General features: G+C 74.6%; 17 protein-coding genes and 2 pseudogenes. 8 read left to right on the forward strand and 11 right to left on the reverse strand.

Annotated elements, in window-relative coordinates:
• Window positions 1–2 precede the first annotated feature (2 nt).
• Window positions 3–152 carry a hypothetical protein gene (locus ACN26Y_RS23715; RefSeq protein WP_168003842.1) on the reverse strand — a complete coding sequence of 50 codons (150 nt, stop codon included), beginning with the start codon at window positions 150–152 and terminating at the stop codon, window positions 3–5.
• A 180-nt stretch (window positions 153–332) separates the two neighbouring features.
• Between ACN26Y_RS23715 and ACN26Y_RS23720 the strand changes: the two genes are divergently transcribed.
• From ACN26Y_RS23720 to ACN26Y_RS23730, 3 genes are all read left to right on the forward strand, one after another.
• Window positions 333–728: a VOC family protein gene (locus ACN26Y_RS23720; RefSeq protein ID WP_422733553.1), complete on the forward strand. Its 396-nt coding sequence runs from the start codon at window positions 333–335 to the stop codon at window positions 726–728.
• A gap of 141 nt (window positions 729–869) precedes the next feature.
• The gene (locus ACN26Y_RS23725) at window positions 870–1,379 is read left to right on the forward strand and encodes a SigE family RNA polymerase sigma factor (protein WP_155332401.1); all 510 of its coding nucleotides are present in this window, start codon (window positions 870–872) and stop codon (window positions 1,377–1,379) included.
• On the forward strand, window positions 1,376–1,756 hold the full coding sequence (locus ACN26Y_RS23730) for a hypothetical protein (RefSeq protein WP_155332402.1): 381 nt from the start codon (window positions 1,376–1,378) through the stop codon (window positions 1,754–1,756). The genes ACN26Y_RS23725 and ACN26Y_RS23730 overlap by 4 nt, the downstream gene beginning before the upstream one ends.
• Window positions 1,757–1,961: 205 nt before the next feature.
• Here ACN26Y_RS23730 and ACN26Y_RS23735 read toward each other — a convergent pair whose 3' ends face one another.
• Window positions 1,962–2,642: a helix-turn-helix domain-containing protein gene (locus ACN26Y_RS23735; RefSeq protein ID WP_422733554.1), complete on the reverse strand. Its 681-nt coding sequence runs from the start codon at window positions 2,640–2,642 to the stop codon at window positions 1,962–1,964.
• Window positions 2,643–2,679: 37 nt separating this feature from the next.
• On the opposite strand from ACN26Y_RS23735, the gene ACN26Y_RS23740 reads away from it, so the two are divergent.
• Both ACN26Y_RS23740 and ACN26Y_RS23745 read left to right on the forward strand, forming a co-directional pair.
• Window positions 2,680–3,534 carry an arginase family protein gene (locus ACN26Y_RS23740; protein ID WP_196255677.1) on the forward strand — a complete coding sequence of 285 codons (855 nt, stop codon included), beginning with the start codon at window positions 2,680–2,682 and terminating at the stop codon, window positions 3,532–3,534.
• A 36-nt stretch (window positions 3,535–3,570) separates the two neighbouring features.
• Window positions 3,571–4,761, forward strand: a complete 1,191-nt coding sequence (locus ACN26Y_RS23745) for an MFS transporter (RefSeq protein ID WP_155332405.1) — start codon at window positions 3,571–3,573, stop codon at window positions 4,759–4,761.
• A gap of 58 nt (window positions 4,762–4,819) precedes the next feature.
• On the opposite strand, the pseudogene ACN26Y_RS23750 reads toward ACN26Y_RS23745, so the two are convergent.
• From ACN26Y_RS23750 to ACN26Y_RS23765, 4 genes and pseudogenes are all read right to left on the reverse strand, one after another.
• Window positions 4,820–5,899 (reverse strand): annotated as a pseudogene (locus ACN26Y_RS23750) (HAMP domain-containing sensor histidine kinase); the annotation flags it as partial.
• Window positions 5,900–6,133: 234 nt separating this feature from the next.
• A pseudogene (locus ACN26Y_RS23755) lies at window positions 6,134–6,325 on the reverse strand (two-component sensor histidine kinase); the annotation flags it as partial.
• A complete protein-coding gene (locus tag ACN26Y_RS23760) occupies window positions 6,303–7,049 on the reverse strand; it encodes a response regulator transcription factor (protein WP_155332407.1) in 747 nt (248 codons plus the stop codon). The gene ACN26Y_RS23760 and the pseudogene ACN26Y_RS23755, both read right to left, overlap by 23 nt.
• Before the next feature lie 66 nt (window positions 7,050–7,115).
• Window positions 7,116–7,349: a hypothetical protein gene (locus ACN26Y_RS23765; RefSeq protein WP_155332408.1), complete on the reverse strand. Its 234-nt coding sequence runs from the start codon at window positions 7,347–7,349 to the stop codon at window positions 7,116–7,118.
• Between the two features lie 143 nt (window positions 7,350–7,492).
• Here ACN26Y_RS23765 and ACN26Y_RS23770 point away from each other — a divergent pair, with 143 nt between their 5' ends.
• From ACN26Y_RS23770 to ACN26Y_RS23780, 3 genes are all read left to right on the forward strand, one after another.
• Window positions 7,493–8,437, forward strand: a complete 945-nt coding sequence (locus tag ACN26Y_RS23770; protein ID WP_155332409.1) for a serine/threonine-protein kinase — start codon at window positions 7,493–7,495, stop codon at window positions 8,435–8,437.
• Between the two features lie 78 nt (window positions 8,438–8,515).
• Window positions 8,516–8,944 carry an OsmC family protein gene (locus ACN26Y_RS23775; protein ID WP_155332410.1) on the forward strand — a complete coding sequence of 143 codons (429 nt, stop codon included), beginning with the start codon at window positions 8,516–8,518 and terminating at the stop codon, window positions 8,942–8,944.
• A gap of 285 nt (window positions 8,945–9,229) precedes the next feature.
• A complete protein-coding gene (locus ACN26Y_RS23780; RefSeq protein ID WP_155332411.1) occupies window positions 9,230–10,084 on the forward strand; it encodes a hypothetical protein in 855 nt (284 codons plus the stop codon).
• A 112-nt stretch (window positions 10,085–10,196) separates the two neighbouring features.
• Here ACN26Y_RS23780 and ACN26Y_RS23785 read toward each other — a convergent pair whose 3' ends face one another.
• The 5 genes from ACN26Y_RS23785 to ACN26Y_RS23805 form a co-directional block, all read right to left on the reverse strand.
• Entirely contained in the window at window positions 10,197–10,688 is a 492-nt protein-coding gene (locus ACN26Y_RS23785) for an ATPase (RefSeq protein ID WP_155332412.1), read from the reverse strand.
• A 180-nt stretch (window positions 10,689–10,868) separates the two neighbouring features.
• The gene (locus ACN26Y_RS23790) at window positions 10,869–11,315 is read right to left on the reverse strand and encodes a response regulator (protein WP_155332413.1); all 447 of its coding nucleotides are present in this window, start codon (window positions 11,313–11,315) and stop codon (window positions 10,869–10,871) included.
• 60 nt (window positions 11,316–11,375) lie between these two features.
• The gene (locus tag ACN26Y_RS23795) at window positions 11,376–11,732 is read right to left on the reverse strand and encodes an STAS domain-containing protein (protein WP_155332414.1); all 357 of its coding nucleotides are present in this window, start codon (window positions 11,730–11,732) and stop codon (window positions 11,376–11,378) included.
• Between the two features lie 80 nt (window positions 11,733–11,812).
• Window positions 11,813–12,844, reverse strand: coding sequence for a cobalamin B12-binding domain-containing protein (locus ACN26Y_RS23800; RefSeq protein WP_155332415.1), 1,032 nt, complete (start codon window positions 12,842–12,844; stop codon window positions 11,813–11,815).
• Window positions 12,841–14,589 (reverse strand): PP2C family protein-serine/threonine phosphatase, encoded by a 1,749-nt coding sequence (locus ACN26Y_RS23805; RefSeq protein WP_422733555.1) that lies wholly within the window; start codon window positions 14,587–14,589, stop codon window positions 12,841–12,843. Before ACN26Y_RS23805 ends, ACN26Y_RS23800 begins: the two co-directional genes overlap by 4 nt.
• Window positions 14,590–14,704: the final 115 nt, after the last annotated feature.

Raw genomic sequence — 14,704 nt, forward strand, 5'->3', positions numbered from 1 at the left:
GGTCAGTGCTGGTCGGTGGGCTGCTTGCGGAACCGGTCCACCAGGCGCCGCCAGTAGAGCTTGGCCGCCACCGCGACGCCGGCCACGCCGCCGACCACCGCCTGCACGATCAGGCTGCCGGAACCCGCGTCCAGGTACGCCAGATGGTTCACCGACCGCTCCTTCCGTATCGACCCTCGGCGCACCGGAGCATCCTCCTGAGGGATTTGACCCGGTACGCCTGACTTGTCGGTCACAGTACGCGGAAAGACGCCCCGGCGAGGGCGAGACCGGGCACCCGGTGTCCGATCCGTCCAAGACCGGGCGGCGCCGCGGGCCCTACCGTGGCCGGCATGACACCTCGCTTCGACCTGATCGGCACGGCCGTCACCGACATGGCCCGCACCCTGGACTTCTACCGCCGGCTCGGCCTCGACATCCCGCCCGGCGCGGAGTCCGAGCCGCACGTGGAGGTGACCCTGCCCGGCGGTGTCCGACTCGCCTGGGACACCGTCGACACCATCCGCTCGTTCGACCCGGACTGGACACCGCCCACCGGCAGCCCCCGGATGAACCTCGCCTTCCGCTGCGCCGACCCCACGGAGGTCGACCGCTGGTACGCCGAGCTCACCGAAGCCGGGTACCACGGCCACCGCAAGCCGTGGGACACCTTCTGGGGACAGCGGTACGCGGTGCTGCACGACCCGGACGGCAACGGCGTGGACCTGTTCGCACCCCTGCCCGGTTAGCCCATGAGTGGTGTCGGGACGGGAGGGTGAGACGAGTCTCGCCATGTCTGTTACTGGAGCGGCGAAATCCGTTGCCGGGCTATGGATAGCTGGCCTGAGCTGGGGCGTCTGTATCGGTGACAGAGAAGTGCGGGAGGGTGCGTGGACGAGGACGACCGGGCCCGGCTGGCGGAGTTCGTGGCCAGCCGTACGCCGGCGCTGATGCGGGTCGCGTACCTGCTCACCGGCGACCGGCACGCCGCCGAGGACCTGTTCCAGTCGGCGCTGGCCAGGACCATTCCGAAGTGGCGGACGCTGCGGCACGCCGACCCGGAGGGGTACCTGCGCACGGTCATGTACCGGGAGCAGGTGAGCTGGTGGCGGCGGCTGCGCCGACGGCGGGAGATCGCGCTCACCGGGGCCGACGAGGCGGTCCAGCAAGACCCGAGCGGCGGCACCGACGTACGCCTGGCGATGCGGGCGGCACTGCGTCACCTGCCGCCGGCCCAGCGCACGGTGGTGGTCCTGCGCTACTACGAGGACCTCACCGAGACCCAGGTGGCCGAGGCGCTGGGCTGCACCGTCGGCACGGTACGCAGCCGTACCCACCGGGCGGTGAGCCGGCTGCGGCAGCTCCTGCCGGACGTCGAACTCCTGGAGGTACGGCCGTGACCACGCCGATCGAGGATCTCATCCGCGCCACCCTCTCCGACCTGGCCGAGGAGGCACCCACAGTGCAGGACCAGTTGATCCCGGCGGAACGCCGGGCCCGGAACCGCCGACGCGCCACCGCGGCGCTCGGCGTGGCGGGGACCCTCGCCGCCGTGCTCATCGCCGCGCCGCTCGCCGTCGCCGCGACCGGCGGGGACGCGCCGCGGCCGGCCGCCCCGCGCCCGCCGGCGCCAACCGCCCCGCCCACCCCGGCGGCCAGCGTGCCACCGCCGACGCCAACCGCCGCCGTTCCGTCCACGAGCCCCGCGTTCCCGCCGCCCGGCAGGCCCACCTCGTGGCCCACCGCACCCATCCCGTCACCCAGCCCGCAGCGCTGATCCACCGACGCGCGCCCGACAGCCGCCTTCCCGCCCGGACAGCGGCTGTCGGGCGAGGTCGTCGCCCGCCCGACTGCGGCCATTGCGCGACCCGAGGGGCTCAGGGGTCACGCCAGGAGCTGGCAAGGTCGATACAGGAAGAGCCTGTCCTGGGGGCCCGGAACCCGTTCCACGCGAACATGCCGGGCCGCGCCGGCCCAGCCCGTCAGAGCAGCGCGGTCGGCGGCACCCCGGCCAGGTCCCGGACGTCCCGGTTGAAGTGGGCCTGGTCGGCGTACCCCGTTCGGGCCGCCACCTCGGCCAGCGGCGTGCCGGCACGCGCCAGGGCCAGCGCCCGCTGCAACCGCAGGATCCGGGCCAGGGTCTTCGGGCCGTACCCGAAGAGGCGCCGGGACCGGCGGTGCAGGGCGCGCGGGTCGAGCCCGGCCGCGGCGGCGACCGCGCCGACCGTGGCGCCGGCGCCCAGCGCGGCGGTCACCCGCGCGGCGAGCGGGTCGGGGCCACCCGCCTCGCGCAGCCGGGCGGCGGCCGCCTCGACCAGTGCCCGAGCCGGGGACTCGCCGGCCCGGGCCGCGAGCCGCGCGGCGGCCCGGTCGCCCCAGAGCGCGGCGACGGGAACGCGCCGGTCCCGCAACTCCACCGCCGGTACGCCGAGGACGGCCGGCCCGGCGCCCGGTGGCAGCCGCAGCCCCACCCACCGCTCCCCCGGCGGGTTCACGCTGACGAAGGCGGTGCGGTCCGGGCCGGCCACCAGCAACCCGGCCCGGCTGGACCAGAGGAGGTCGACGCAGCCGTCGGGCAGCACCCGGGTGGGCGCCGCCCCGGCCGGTACGGTGCTGGTCCAGAGCACGGCGCCGGCGATTCCGGCGGGACGTTCCCGGTACACGCCCCCAGCCTGCCACGCCCGACTAGCCTCGGAAGCTGTGCGATGGTCGGTGGTGGACGCGCCGCTCGACTCCTCCGGCCGGGGGCGGGGCGAACGGCGGGCACCGGTCGCCCTACGCGCGGCCGGTCTGGTCGACCGGCTGGACGCGCGGGACGTGGGCGCGATCGACACGGTGATCACCGACCCGGTCCGCGACCCGGAGACCGGGATGGTGGGCGCCGACCAGGTACGCCGGGCGGGGCGGGCGATCGCGGCCCGGGTGACCGAGCTGACCGACGCCGGCCACGTGCCGCTGGTCGTCGGGGGTGACTGCGCGATCCTGCCGGGCGTCCTCCAGGGGCTGCCGTCGGGGTTCACGCTGTGGTTCCTCGACGGGCACCTCGACTTCTACGACGGCATCACCTCCCTCACCGGGGAGGCGGCGGACATGGACCTGTCGCTGGTCACCGACCACGGCCCGGCCGGCGTGCTCGACCGGGAGGGGCCGCTGGTCGACCCGGACCAGGTGCACGTGCTCGGCTACCGGCCGTCCCACGAGCCCGCCGGGGTGCGGGAGGCGGCCCGGCTCGACCCGGCGATCCACGTCGTGACGGCGGACCGGCTGCGCGGGGAGGCCGCCGCGGCCGCGGGCCGGGACCTGGCCGCCGACGGCGCCGGGCCGGCCTGGCTGCACCTCGACCTGGACGTGCTCGACCCGCTGGTGCTGCCGGCCGTCACCTACCCGGAGCCGGGTGGGCTGGACTGGCCGGACGTCGCCGCCCTGATCAGGCCGATGGTGCGGTCGGGTCGCCTGCTCGGGATGAGCCTCGCGGACTTCAACGCCGACGAGGACCCCGACGGCCGCCACGCGGAGCGGGTCGTCGAGGTCCTCGCCGAGGTGTTGGCCGACTAGGCACGGCCGCCGCTCGCCGCTCAGGAGGTCAGCCGGATGGGGATCCCCGGATCGGGGCGCCTGTCGCCGAACGTCTCCCTGTTCCTGCTCGCCTCGGTGCTCGTGTCCTTCCTCGCCGCGTCGGCCGCCCCGACCCCCCTCTACGGGACCTACCAGGAGCGCTGGCACTTCTCGCCGATCACGACGACGGTGGTGTTCGCCGTCTACGCCGTCGCGGTGCTGGCGACCCTGCTCACGTTCGGCAAGCTGTCCGACCATGTCGGGCGGCGGCCGGTCCTGCTCGTCGCGATCGCGGTCCAGATGGTCGCGCTGGTCATCTTCATCCTCGCCGGCGGCGTAGCCGCGCTGCTGGCCGCCCGCGTCGTGCAGGGGCTCGCGGCCGGGGCCGCCACCGGCGCCGTCGGCGCCGCCATGCTCGACATCGACCGCTCCCGCGGCACGCTCGCGAACGCGATCGCCCCCGGCATCGGCACCGGCACCGGCGCCCTGCTCTCGGCGCTGCTCATCCGGTACCTGCCCGCGCCGACGCGACTCGTGTACGTCGTCCTGCTCGTGGTCCTGCTGATCCAGGGCGTCGGCATCCTGCTGATGCGGGAGACGGTCACGCCGATGGCGGGAGCGCTGCGGAGTCTGCGGCCGGAGATCAGGCTGCCCCGCGCCGTACGCGGACGGGTACTGGGCGTCCTGCCGGTGGTCTTCGCCGTCTGGGCGCTGGCCGGCTTCTTCGGGGCGCTCGGCCCGGCGCTCGTACGCGCCCTGATGAACACCTCGATCGTGGTTGCCGGCCTGCTCCTCTTCGTCTTCGGCCTCGTCGGGTCGATCACCGTCCTGCTGCTGCGCAACGCCGCCCCGCAGACCGTGATGCTCACCGGAATCGGCGCTCTCATCCTGGGCATGGTCATCACGCTGGTGTCGGTCATGATGGAGTCCGTCCCCGGCTTCTTCGTCGGTCTCGCGTTCGGCGGTGTGGGCTTCGGCGCCGGCTTCCAGGGCAGCCTCAAGACGGTCATGCCGCTGGTGGAGGCGCACGACCGCGGCAGCGTGCTCTCCCTGCTCTACATCGTCTGCTACGTCGGGTTCGGCCTGCCCACCGTCGTCGCCGGCTACCTGGTGGTCCACGCCGGCGGGCTGCCGCAGACCGCGAACGAGTACTCCGTCGCCATCATCCTCCTCGCCCTGGTCGCCCTGTTCGGGCTGCGCAGGGCCCGCCCGACGACAACCGCCTGACCCGCCGCCGGTCGGGCCGGGACGCCGACCGTGCCGACGTCCCGGCCCCGGGTGCCGGCTATCCGTCAGCGGTGGGATGGGGCAGCCGCACGGTGAACACCGTCCGGCCCGGCCGGCTCTGCACCGACACGGCGCCGTGGTGCGCCGCGACCACCGCGGCGACGATGGCCAGGCCGAGGCCGGTGCTGCCGTGCGCCCGGGACCGGGAGCTGTCGCCGCGCGCGAACCGTTCGAAGACGTCGGAGCGCAGGTCGGCGGGGATGCCGGGACCGTCGTCGGTGACCCGGAGCACCGCGGCGTCCGGCTCGACGGCCAGGGCGGTGGTGACGGTGGTGCCCGCCGGGGTGTGCACCCGGGCGTTGGCCAGCAGGTTGGCCAGCACCTGGTGCAGCCGGGCCGGGTCGCCCGGCACCCGGACCGCCTGGTCCGGCAGGTCGAGCTGCCACCGGTGCTCCGGCCCGGCGACGTGCGCGTCGCTGACCGCGTCCACCACGAGGGCGGAGAGGTCCACCGGCTCGACCGCGAGGGGCCGGCCCGAGTCGAGCCGGGCGAGCAGGAGCAGGTCGTCGACGAGGCTGGTCATCCGGGTGCTCTCCGACTCCACCCGGCGCAGGGCGTGCGCCACGTCCGGCGGTACCCGGTCCCGGCCACGTCGGGCCACCTCGGCGTACCCCCGGATGGCGGCGAGCGGGGTACGCAGCTCGTGGCTCGCGTCGGCGACGAACTGGCGTACCCGGGTCTCGCTGGCCTGCCGGGCGGCGAGCGCGGCGGCGACGTGCCCGAGCATGCGGTTGAGTGCGGCGCCGACCTGCCCGACCTCGGTGCGCGGGTCGGTGTCGGCGTCCGGCACCCGGACCGACAGGGCCACCTCCCCCCGGTCGAGGGGCAGCTCACTGACCCGGCCGGCGGTGGCGGCGACCCGCCGCAGCGGGCGCAGGGTACGCCGGACGATGAGCGCGCCGGCGGCGCCCGCGACGAGCAGTCCGGCCCCGGCGACGGCGGCCTGCGCGGCGACCATCCACATGACTGTCTCCCGCACCTCGGCGAGGGGGATCGCGAAGACCAGCACGGTCACGTCGGTGATCTCGCGGGCCACCGCCCGGTACTCCCCCCGGTCGCCCAGGTCGACGGTGTGCGGCCGCCCGTCGGCGGGCACCCGCGCCAACGCGGAGACCTCGGCGACCGGAACGGTCTCGACGGTGCCGGCCTCGGTTCGGATCCGCGCGGCGGTGAGGTCGTCACCGACGACGCGCGCCGCCACCGAGCCCGGCCGGAAGGTGGGTGGCGGCTCCGGCCCGGTGCCGGGTTGCTGCCCGGGCTGCCGCCACCGGTCGGTACCGAACCAGGCCGGCGGCCCGCCCGGACGGCGATCGTCGAGAGTGAGCTGGTCGTCCACCTGCTCGATCAGGAAGTGCCGCAGCGCCACCGTCGTGATGCCGCCGATGGCGACGCTGACCACGGCGAGCAGGGCGAGCAGGATGACCACCAGCCGGGTGCGCAGCGACCAGCCGGCCAGCCACCGGCGCAGCCGGCCCGCGCGCTCACTCGGCGGGCTTGAGGACATAGCCCGCGCCGCGCAGGGTGTGGATCATCGGCTTGCGACCGGCGTCGATCTTCTTTCGCAGGTACGAGATGTACAGCTCGACGACGTTGGCCTGGCCGCCGAAGTCGTAGTTCCACACCCGGTCGAGGATCTGCGCCTTGCTGAGCACCCGGCGCGGGTTGCGCATCAGGTACCGCAGCAGTTCGAACTCGGTCGCTGTCAGGGTGATCAACTGGCCGTCCCGGCGCACCTCGTGGCTGTCCTCGTCGAGGGTGAGGTCCCCGACGGTGAGCACCGCCTCCGCGCGGGCGGCGACCGCGAAGCCGGAGCGGCGCAGCAGCGCCCGCAGGCGGGCGATGACCTCCTCCAGGCTGAACGGCTTGGTCACGTAGTCGTCGCCGCCGACGGTCAGCCCGGCGATCCGCTCCTCGACGGCGTCCCGCGCGGTCAGGAAGAGCACCGGCACGGTCGGGTACACCTCCCGCAGCCGGCGCAGCACCGCGAAGCCGTCCAGGTCGGGCAGCATCACGTCGAGGATCACCGCGTCCGGCTGGAACTGGCGGGCGGCGCTCAACGCCGCCATGCCGTCGCCCGCGGTACGCACCTGCCAGCCCTCGTAGCGCAGCGCCATCGACAGCAGGTCGGTCAGGGTCGCCTCGTCGTCGACCACCAGGACGCGGACGGGCTGCCCGTCGGGACGGCGCAGCTCCACCCGGACCGGGCCGACCTGCTCGTTGGTCACCATGACCCCCATCGTGGGCGGGTCCGCTGTGCCGCGTGTGTGCGTTTCCTGTGTCCGCGCTGTGCGCGCCTACTCGGACATCCCCACCGGGTAGGTGTGGACGAACCGCATCGTCCAGGTCCCGGACCCGTCCGGCCGGTCCCGCTCGTAGAGGTGGTCCGGGGCTCCGGTGACCGTCGGGCCACCGCCGTCGGGGTGGCGCAGGACCCAGCGGGCCGGCGGGGCGCCGTCCGGGTCGGCCGGCAGCGCGCGGATCACGTCGTGGGCCGGCCCGCCGACGAAGCGTACGGTCACGTCGCTCATCCCGCCTCCATCGGTACACGCCTCTCGGCTCGCAAGCTACCGCACCCGGGACCGACGCCGGCCGATCCCGCGGCGGTTTGCCCTGATCGGAGCCCGGGTACCGGCACCCCGAAGCAGGTCGGACAGGAGCAGAGGAGCGGTCGATGAGGACGCTGGACGGGCGGTACCGGCTCGAACAGCGCATCGGCGTCGGCGGGATGTCGGAGGTCTGGTCGGCCCACGACGAGGTGCTCGACCGTCCGGTCGCCGTCAAGCTGATCGCGCCGGCCCGCGAGGGCCGGGAGGACGCGTCGGTGGAGCGCATCCGCGCGGAGGCACGCTCCGCCGCCCGCCTGGTCCACCCCAACGTGGCCAGCGTCCACGACTTCGGCACCGCCTCGTCCTCGTCGCAGCGGCAGGTGCCGTACATCGTGATGGAGCTGGCGGAGGGCGAGACGCTCGCCGTCCACCTGCGGGCGGGGCCGCTCGACTGGCGGATCGCGGTACGGGTCTGCGCGGAGGTGAGCGCGGCCCTCGCCGCGGCGCACGCGCACGGCATCGTGCACCGCGACATCAAGCCGGCGAACGTGATGCTCACCCCGTCCGGGGTCAAGGTGCTGGACTTCGGCATCGCCACGCCCTCCGGCGTCCCCGACGAGGTGCCGGACGGCATCGTGCTGGGTACGCCGGCGTACCTGGCCCCGGAGCAGCTCGACCGGGAGCCCGCCACGCCGGCCGCCGACATGTACGCCGTCGGCGTCCTCCTCTACTACTGCCTGGCCGGGCACCTGCCGTACCCCGCCGGGACGGCCACCGAGCTGTTCGGGGTACGGCGACGGCAGCCGCCCGCGCCCCTGCCGGAGATCGCGGGCCTGCCGCCGGAGGTCGCGGACCTGTGCGCCCGCTGCCTGTCCGACGATCCGGAGCGCCGGCCGACCAGCCTGATGGCCGCGCTGCTGCTCGCCGAGGCCGTCGACGCCCGCGTCTACGTGCCGATGCGGCAGCCGGTGCCGCCCCGACAGCGGACGGCGCCGGTGTCCCGCTGGACGGAGCAGGCGGCGGCCGAGGCGACCGAGGCGGCGCCCGTTCCCGAGTGGCACCGGGGCTGACCTGCGCCGTCACGGTCCGGTGCGGTTTCACCGGCCGGGCGCCGGGTAGCCGGGCCGGTGAGTGACGGGAGGAACGCGATGTCGCACCACAGTTCCTGGCTCGACGAGACGGCCGCCGCGACCGCGGAGGGCGGCCATGTCCGCACCGAGGACGGCAGTCTATCCACCGCCCTGGCGTCTCCACTGGCACAGCACTGTACGGGGCTGACACCCTCGCAGCTGCTCGCCGCCGCCTTCGCCTCCTGCCTGCACCACGCGGCGGTCGAGGCGGCCGGGGACATCACCGACGAGGCGCACACCGTGCAGGTACGGGCGGAGGCGAAGCTCGGTCGCGACGGCGAGGGACGGTACCTGGCCGACGTGCACGCCTCCATCTCGTCCGCCGGGCTCACCCGCAAGCAGCTGGACGAGCTGGTCGAGCACGCGGATCGGCTCTGGCCGTTCTCGTCCGGGGACGGTAGCCGGCACCGGCTGACGGTGACTCCGGCGGAGAACGGCCGGCACTGACTCCGGCTCGCCGGCACGTCCGACCGGCGATCCGTAGCCCGTACGCCTGATGGATGGTCCACCGTTCGGCCGATGGGTGTGCCGCACCCCTCCCACGGTGCCCAAGATCCATCTTTCGTGCCCTTCCTAGCCGTTGTCGGCCTCATATCCGACATGGCAGACAGGGCCGGAAAGTGGCATTGCTGGTCGCCTCACACTCTTCGCCCAGGCCATTGCCGCGAATTGTGACGCATGCCACCAAAGGGTGCCGGTGGCAACCCACGATCCGCTTTCTAGCCTCGGCGGGTGCACCCCGACGACACCTTCGACCAGAAGACGACCGAGACGCGACCGGATGACCGGTCCGCCGATGCCGCCTCAGCCGAACGGACGATCGGCCGGCATCGCGCCACCGAGGCGCCCAGCCGCGGCCGACGGGCGCTGCTCGCGTCGACCCCCGTACGCATCGCCCTCGCCACCGGTGTGACCTGCTGCCTCGGCGTGGTCGCCGTCACCGGCACGCGGGGCCTCGCCGAGACCGACCGGACCCCGGTCGCCGAGGCGGTGGCCGACCGGGCCGCCGCCGACGAGCGCGCCTCCCGCTCGCTGGACCGGGCCGCCTCCCCCGTACCGACCAGCGCGAGCCCGACGCCCAAGCCCAAGCCCTCCCCCTCGGCCACCAAGAAGAAGGCGCCGAAAAAGCCGAAGCCCACCAAGCCGGCCCGGCCGCGCCCGGTGGCGGGCCTGACCCAGATGCAGATGGACAACGCCAAGATCATTGTCGACGTGGGCGTCGACATGAAGATGCCCCGCCGGGCCCTGGTCGTCGCCATCGCCACCGCGATGCAGGAGAGCACCCTGCTCAACTACGCCAACGGCGGGGTGCCCGACTCGTTCAACCACCCCTACCAGGCCACCGGCTGGGACCACGACTCCGTCGGGCTGTTCCAGCAGCGGCCCAGCAGCGGCTGGGGCACCGTCGCGCAGCTCATGCGCCCGTCGTACGCCGCGCGGGCCTTCTACGAGGCGCTGCTGGAGATCCCCGGCTGGCAGGCGATGAGCGTCGCCGGTGCCGCCCAGGCCGTGCAGGTCTCCGCCTTCCCGGACGCGTACGCCCAGCACGAGATGCGCGCCACCACCATCGTCGACGCGCTCACCTGACCGTCGGCGCCCGGCGCGGGGCGGCACCTCGCCGCGCTCGCCGGGCGGGATCGGGGCGGTCAGGCACCGGCGGGCCGTCCGCCGGGCCGCCGCCCCGTGGCGGTGGCGCGTCTCAGCGGGCCGCGCGGCCGAAGAGCCGGCCCCGGTTGCCCGGGGTCGCCGCGGCGGCGGTCGGCGTGTCCGCCGGGACCGGCTCCGCGGCCACCCCACCGAGGATCTCGTCCACCCGGGCCTCGCGCCGGCGGCGGGCGTGCAGCGCCGCCTCGAACTCGCGGCGCGCCTGCACCGCCTCCTCGTACACCCGCTCGCGCACCTGCCGGGCCTCCTCCCGGGCGGCGTCGAGCTCGTACCGCGCCCGGGCGAGCAGTTCGGCGGCCTCCCGCTCGACCGCGTTGCCGAACCGGCGGGTCCCGTCGCCGATGTCGAGTCGCTGGAGCAGGCCGCACAGACCCGCCGCCTCCTCGCGGATCTCGTCCCACTCCCGTCCGGTCCCCCCGGCGCCCTCGGCCCGCACCGCGAGCCGCATCAACCGGATACCGAGCTCATCCAGGCAGTAATCCACCTGCCGCTGGTCGTAGCCGAGCTCAACGACGGAGAACCTCATACTGTCGCCCCCCAGGCAGCTGGTACGTCTTCCCCCGCCCTTGATCCTCGGCGCTGCGGACGGCCGCCGAGGGGGTTCGGGAAAAATGTTCAGCATGCGAGCTGCCGGTGCGCCTCGGCGCGTCGTGGGGTGCCGGCCGGCGGCCCGGCGTGGACAATGCGCCGAGCCACCCGAGGAGCGTCAGGGCCGCTTGGGCAGCACGACCACCCGGCCGAAGAACTCGTCGATGCGACGCACCACGTCGTTGAAGTCGTCCAGGTCGATCGGCTTCGTCACGTACGCGTTGGCCTGGAGGGTGTAGCTGCCGAGAATGTCCGTGTCGGCGTTGGAGGTGGTGAGCACGACGATCGGGATGGTCCGCAGGTCCGCGTCACCCTTGACCTGGCCCAGCACCTGCCGCCCGTCCATTCGCGGCATGTTCAGATCGAGCAGGATCACGTCCGGCCGCCGGGCCTCGGTGTGCCGGCCGGTGCGCCGCAGGAACTCCATCGCCTCCTGGCCGTCGCCGACCACGTCGATGACCTTCTCGACGTCCGAGTCGGCGAGCGCCTCCTCGATCATGAGCACGTCACCAGGGTCGTCGTCCACCACCAGGATACGCACCGGATTCGGGCTCTCTGGACCCATCGTTACCTGCTTCGTGTCGGTGGAGCGGGGACCTGGCGGTCACCGTGCTGGCGGGGAAATCTAGCCGATCGAGGGATCAACCGTCACACCCGGGTTGCCGGTGTCCGAGTCGTGTCGCAGCACCTCGGCCAGACCGGTGACCTGCAGCACCCGGTGCACCCGCCCGGTGGCGCCGGTGAGCCGCAGCCAGCCGCCACGGGCGGCCGCGCGGTTGTCGGCGCGGACGAAGGCGGCGATCCCGGTGGAGTCGCAGAAGGCCAGGTCGCTGAGGTCGACCAGGAACCGGTGCACGCCCGCCTCGGACAGCCGGTCCAGCACCGCGTTGAGCTCGCCGGCGGTGCTCAGGTCGAGCTCGCCGGAGAGCCACACGCGGGTCGTGTCCCCGTCGCGTTCGGCGTACGTGACGGAGAACGTCACGGTGGTCTCCCTCGGTCGACCGTGGACATTTGCAGCGGGGCAAGTATACGCACAGGTGCCCGCGCAGCAGCCGGCGTGATCTACCGCGCGGCGACGACCTTGCGACCCGCGTCGAGGAAGCGTGCCGCCCGCGGGAAATCCCGCAGCGACTCTGCGTAGTGCGTCAGCGTCAGCCCCACCGCGGGCGCCGGCACGCCCCGGCTGGCGAGGATGTCGACGAGCCAGTCCACGAACTCGGTGAAGAGCGTGCCGTCGTCGACGTAGAGCGCGGCGGCCAGGAAATCGACCACGTACCCGAGGTCGCTGACCGTCGAGTCCACCTGGGCGGGCGTGTAGTCCCGGGTCGCCGGCGTCCGCTCCCGCAGGTCCGCCAGCGCCGAGTCGACCAGCTCCCCGCGCCGCTTGACGAGGCTCGCGTACTCGTCGTCGGCAAGGTGGGACAGCTCCGCCGGCGGGGTCCGCCGCAGCGCCCGCTCGTCGGCGACCAGGTCCGCCGCCGACGGCGCGTCCGGCGCCCAGGCGACCCCGAGCCGACGCGCCCACCGCCCGTCGGCGCCGAAGCCCCGCCCGCCGACGACCACGGGAACGTCGGAGCGGCGGCACGCCTCGATCATGCGGTGCGCCTGCGGCAGCCGCATCGGCAGCGCACAGGCCAGCGCGACGGCGTGCGCGTCGTGCCGGTGCAGGTACGACACCAGGTGCGCCGCCGGCACGCTCGCGCCGAGGAAGGTGACCTGCCAGCCGCGCAGGCGCAGCACCTCCGCGACCAGCCGGGGCGGCAACGCGTGCCACTCGCCGTCCATGCACGCGACGACGATCCGACCGCGGGTCGGGCGCGAACCGGCGTACGCGGCGACGGCCGCCACCACCCGCTCGCTGATGTGGGTGGCGGCGTGCTCCTGCGCCACGCTCCACTCGTTGCGGGCCCAGCGGTCCCCCACCTCGGCCTGGGCGGGGGCGACCAGATCGAGCAGCACCCGCTCGGCGGACAGCCCGTCGTCGAGCAGGCGGGTCGCCACCTCGACGGCGGCGTACTCGTCGGCCTCGGCGAGGCAGTGCAGATAGCGGGACCAGGCGGCGGCCGGGCCGGCCGCGGTGGTCGAGGCGGTCACCCGCGCGCCTCCCTCTCCTCGTCCGTCGCCGCCTGGTCGGGCACGGCGTGCAGGTGCCGGGGCGTACGCCCGGCCGGGCCGGTCGCGCGGAGCGCGAGCACGGCGATGTCGTCGTGGTCCCCGTCGGCCAGCCAGTCACAGGTGACCTGTTCGACCCGTTCGGCCAGGGCCGGCGCCGGCATGCGCTGGCACCCCGTGACGGCGGTGACGAGCCGGTCGGTGCCGAACTGCTCGTGCCCGTGGCGCCCGCCCCGGGCCTCGGTCACGCCGTCGCTGTAGAGCAGGCAGGTCTCGCCCGCGTCGAGGTGGACCGTCTGCTCGCCGATGCGCGGGTCCGGGACGACGCCGACCAGCATCCCGCGCAGCGGCACCTGCTCGACCTCGCCGGAGTTGCGCAGGACCAGCGGCGGCAGGTGACCGCCGCCGGCCAGCGTCAGCGTCAGGCCGCCGTCCCGGCACGGGCGGAGCACCCCGAGCACCATGGTCGCGAACCGCCCCCGGTCGTGCGCCTGGGTGGTCTCCAACAGGGCGTCGTTGAGCAGCTTGAGCAGCCGCCCCGGGTGCGTCTCGACCCGGTGCAGCGCGTGGAGGCACTGGCGTAGCTGGCCGGTGAACACGGCCGCCTCGACGCCCTTGCCGGACACGTCGCCGAGGAAGAAGACCGACCCGCCGTCGGGCAGCCGGTGCGAGCCGTAGAAGTCGCCACCGATGCGCAGCCCGGCCTGCGCCGGGCGGTACGCGGTGCCCCACTGGACGCCGGTGGCCGCGGCCGGCTCCACCGGCAGCAGGCTGGCCTGGAGGGTGTCGGCGACCTCGGCCTGGTCGCGGTAGAGCAGCGCGGTCGTCAACGCCGCCCCGGCCCGCGCGGCGAACGCCCGGACCAGGTCCACGTCGGCGTCCTCGTACCACCGGGCCGCCCACCGGACGACCAGCAGCACCCCGGCCGGCGCGTCCCGGCCGGGCAACGGCACCACCCGGGCGCACATGTCGGTCGAGGCGGGGCCGGGCAGCCAGCCCGCGTCGACGGCCTGCTCGACGAGCCAGTCCACCGCGTGCGGCTCGGTGCCCTCGAGCCCCTGAACGACGGCCGGCGGCAGGTGGGTCGCGGGGAGGGCACCGCTGTCGACCGTGGGTGTCTCGTCGTCGGCCCGCGAGGCGCGCCACCAGCGGACCCGTCCGGCACGGGGGGCCAGCGCCAGGACCGCCACCTCCCCGAGGGTGGGCACGGCGAGCCGGACGACCGCCGCGGCGGCGCGGTCGGGGTGCAGGGGGTTGCCGAGCTTCTCGCCGACCACCGCGAGGAACGCCGACCGGGCCCGCTCCGCGAGCAGGGCGTCGGCGCGGGCGAGGGTTTCGGTCACATCCTCGACGTACCAGCAGGAGCGGCCGGACGACAGCGCCACCCGCCGGGACCGCAGGCGGCGGCCGTGGTGGGTGAAGTCGCCGGAGAGGAGCCCGGGAACGGCGAGGGACGCACCAGCCATCACCTCGGGGAGCAGCCGCTGCGCGACCGGGCTGACGTGCCGCACGACGCCGTCGGCGTCGCAGACGACGAGGCCCTCCCGGACGTGCTCGACGACCTCGGACCACTCGGGTGCGACGGGGGCGGGGTCGGGCGCGAGTGCCGGACGGGCGCGGATGGGACGAGCCCGGGTGTCGGCGGGCCACGCCGGAGCCCGTGCGGCATTCGGCGTGGAGATCCGCCCGTCGCCCGGGTCCTGACCCCTGACGTCGGCAGCAGTCACCAGCTGAGCCCCACTCCTCGTCGACACCCGCACCGCGCCGGGAACCGACGCTTGTGGTCAAATCTCTGCGTCCCACCCTACGCCGGTACGCCGGTACCGCCACCCCACGCCCTCG

It is taken from the genome of Micromonospora sp. WMMD558, from assembly GCF_049315255.1.
Taxonomy (GTDB): Bacteria; Actinomycetota; Actinomycetes; order Mycobacteriales; family Micromonosporaceae; genus Micromonospora.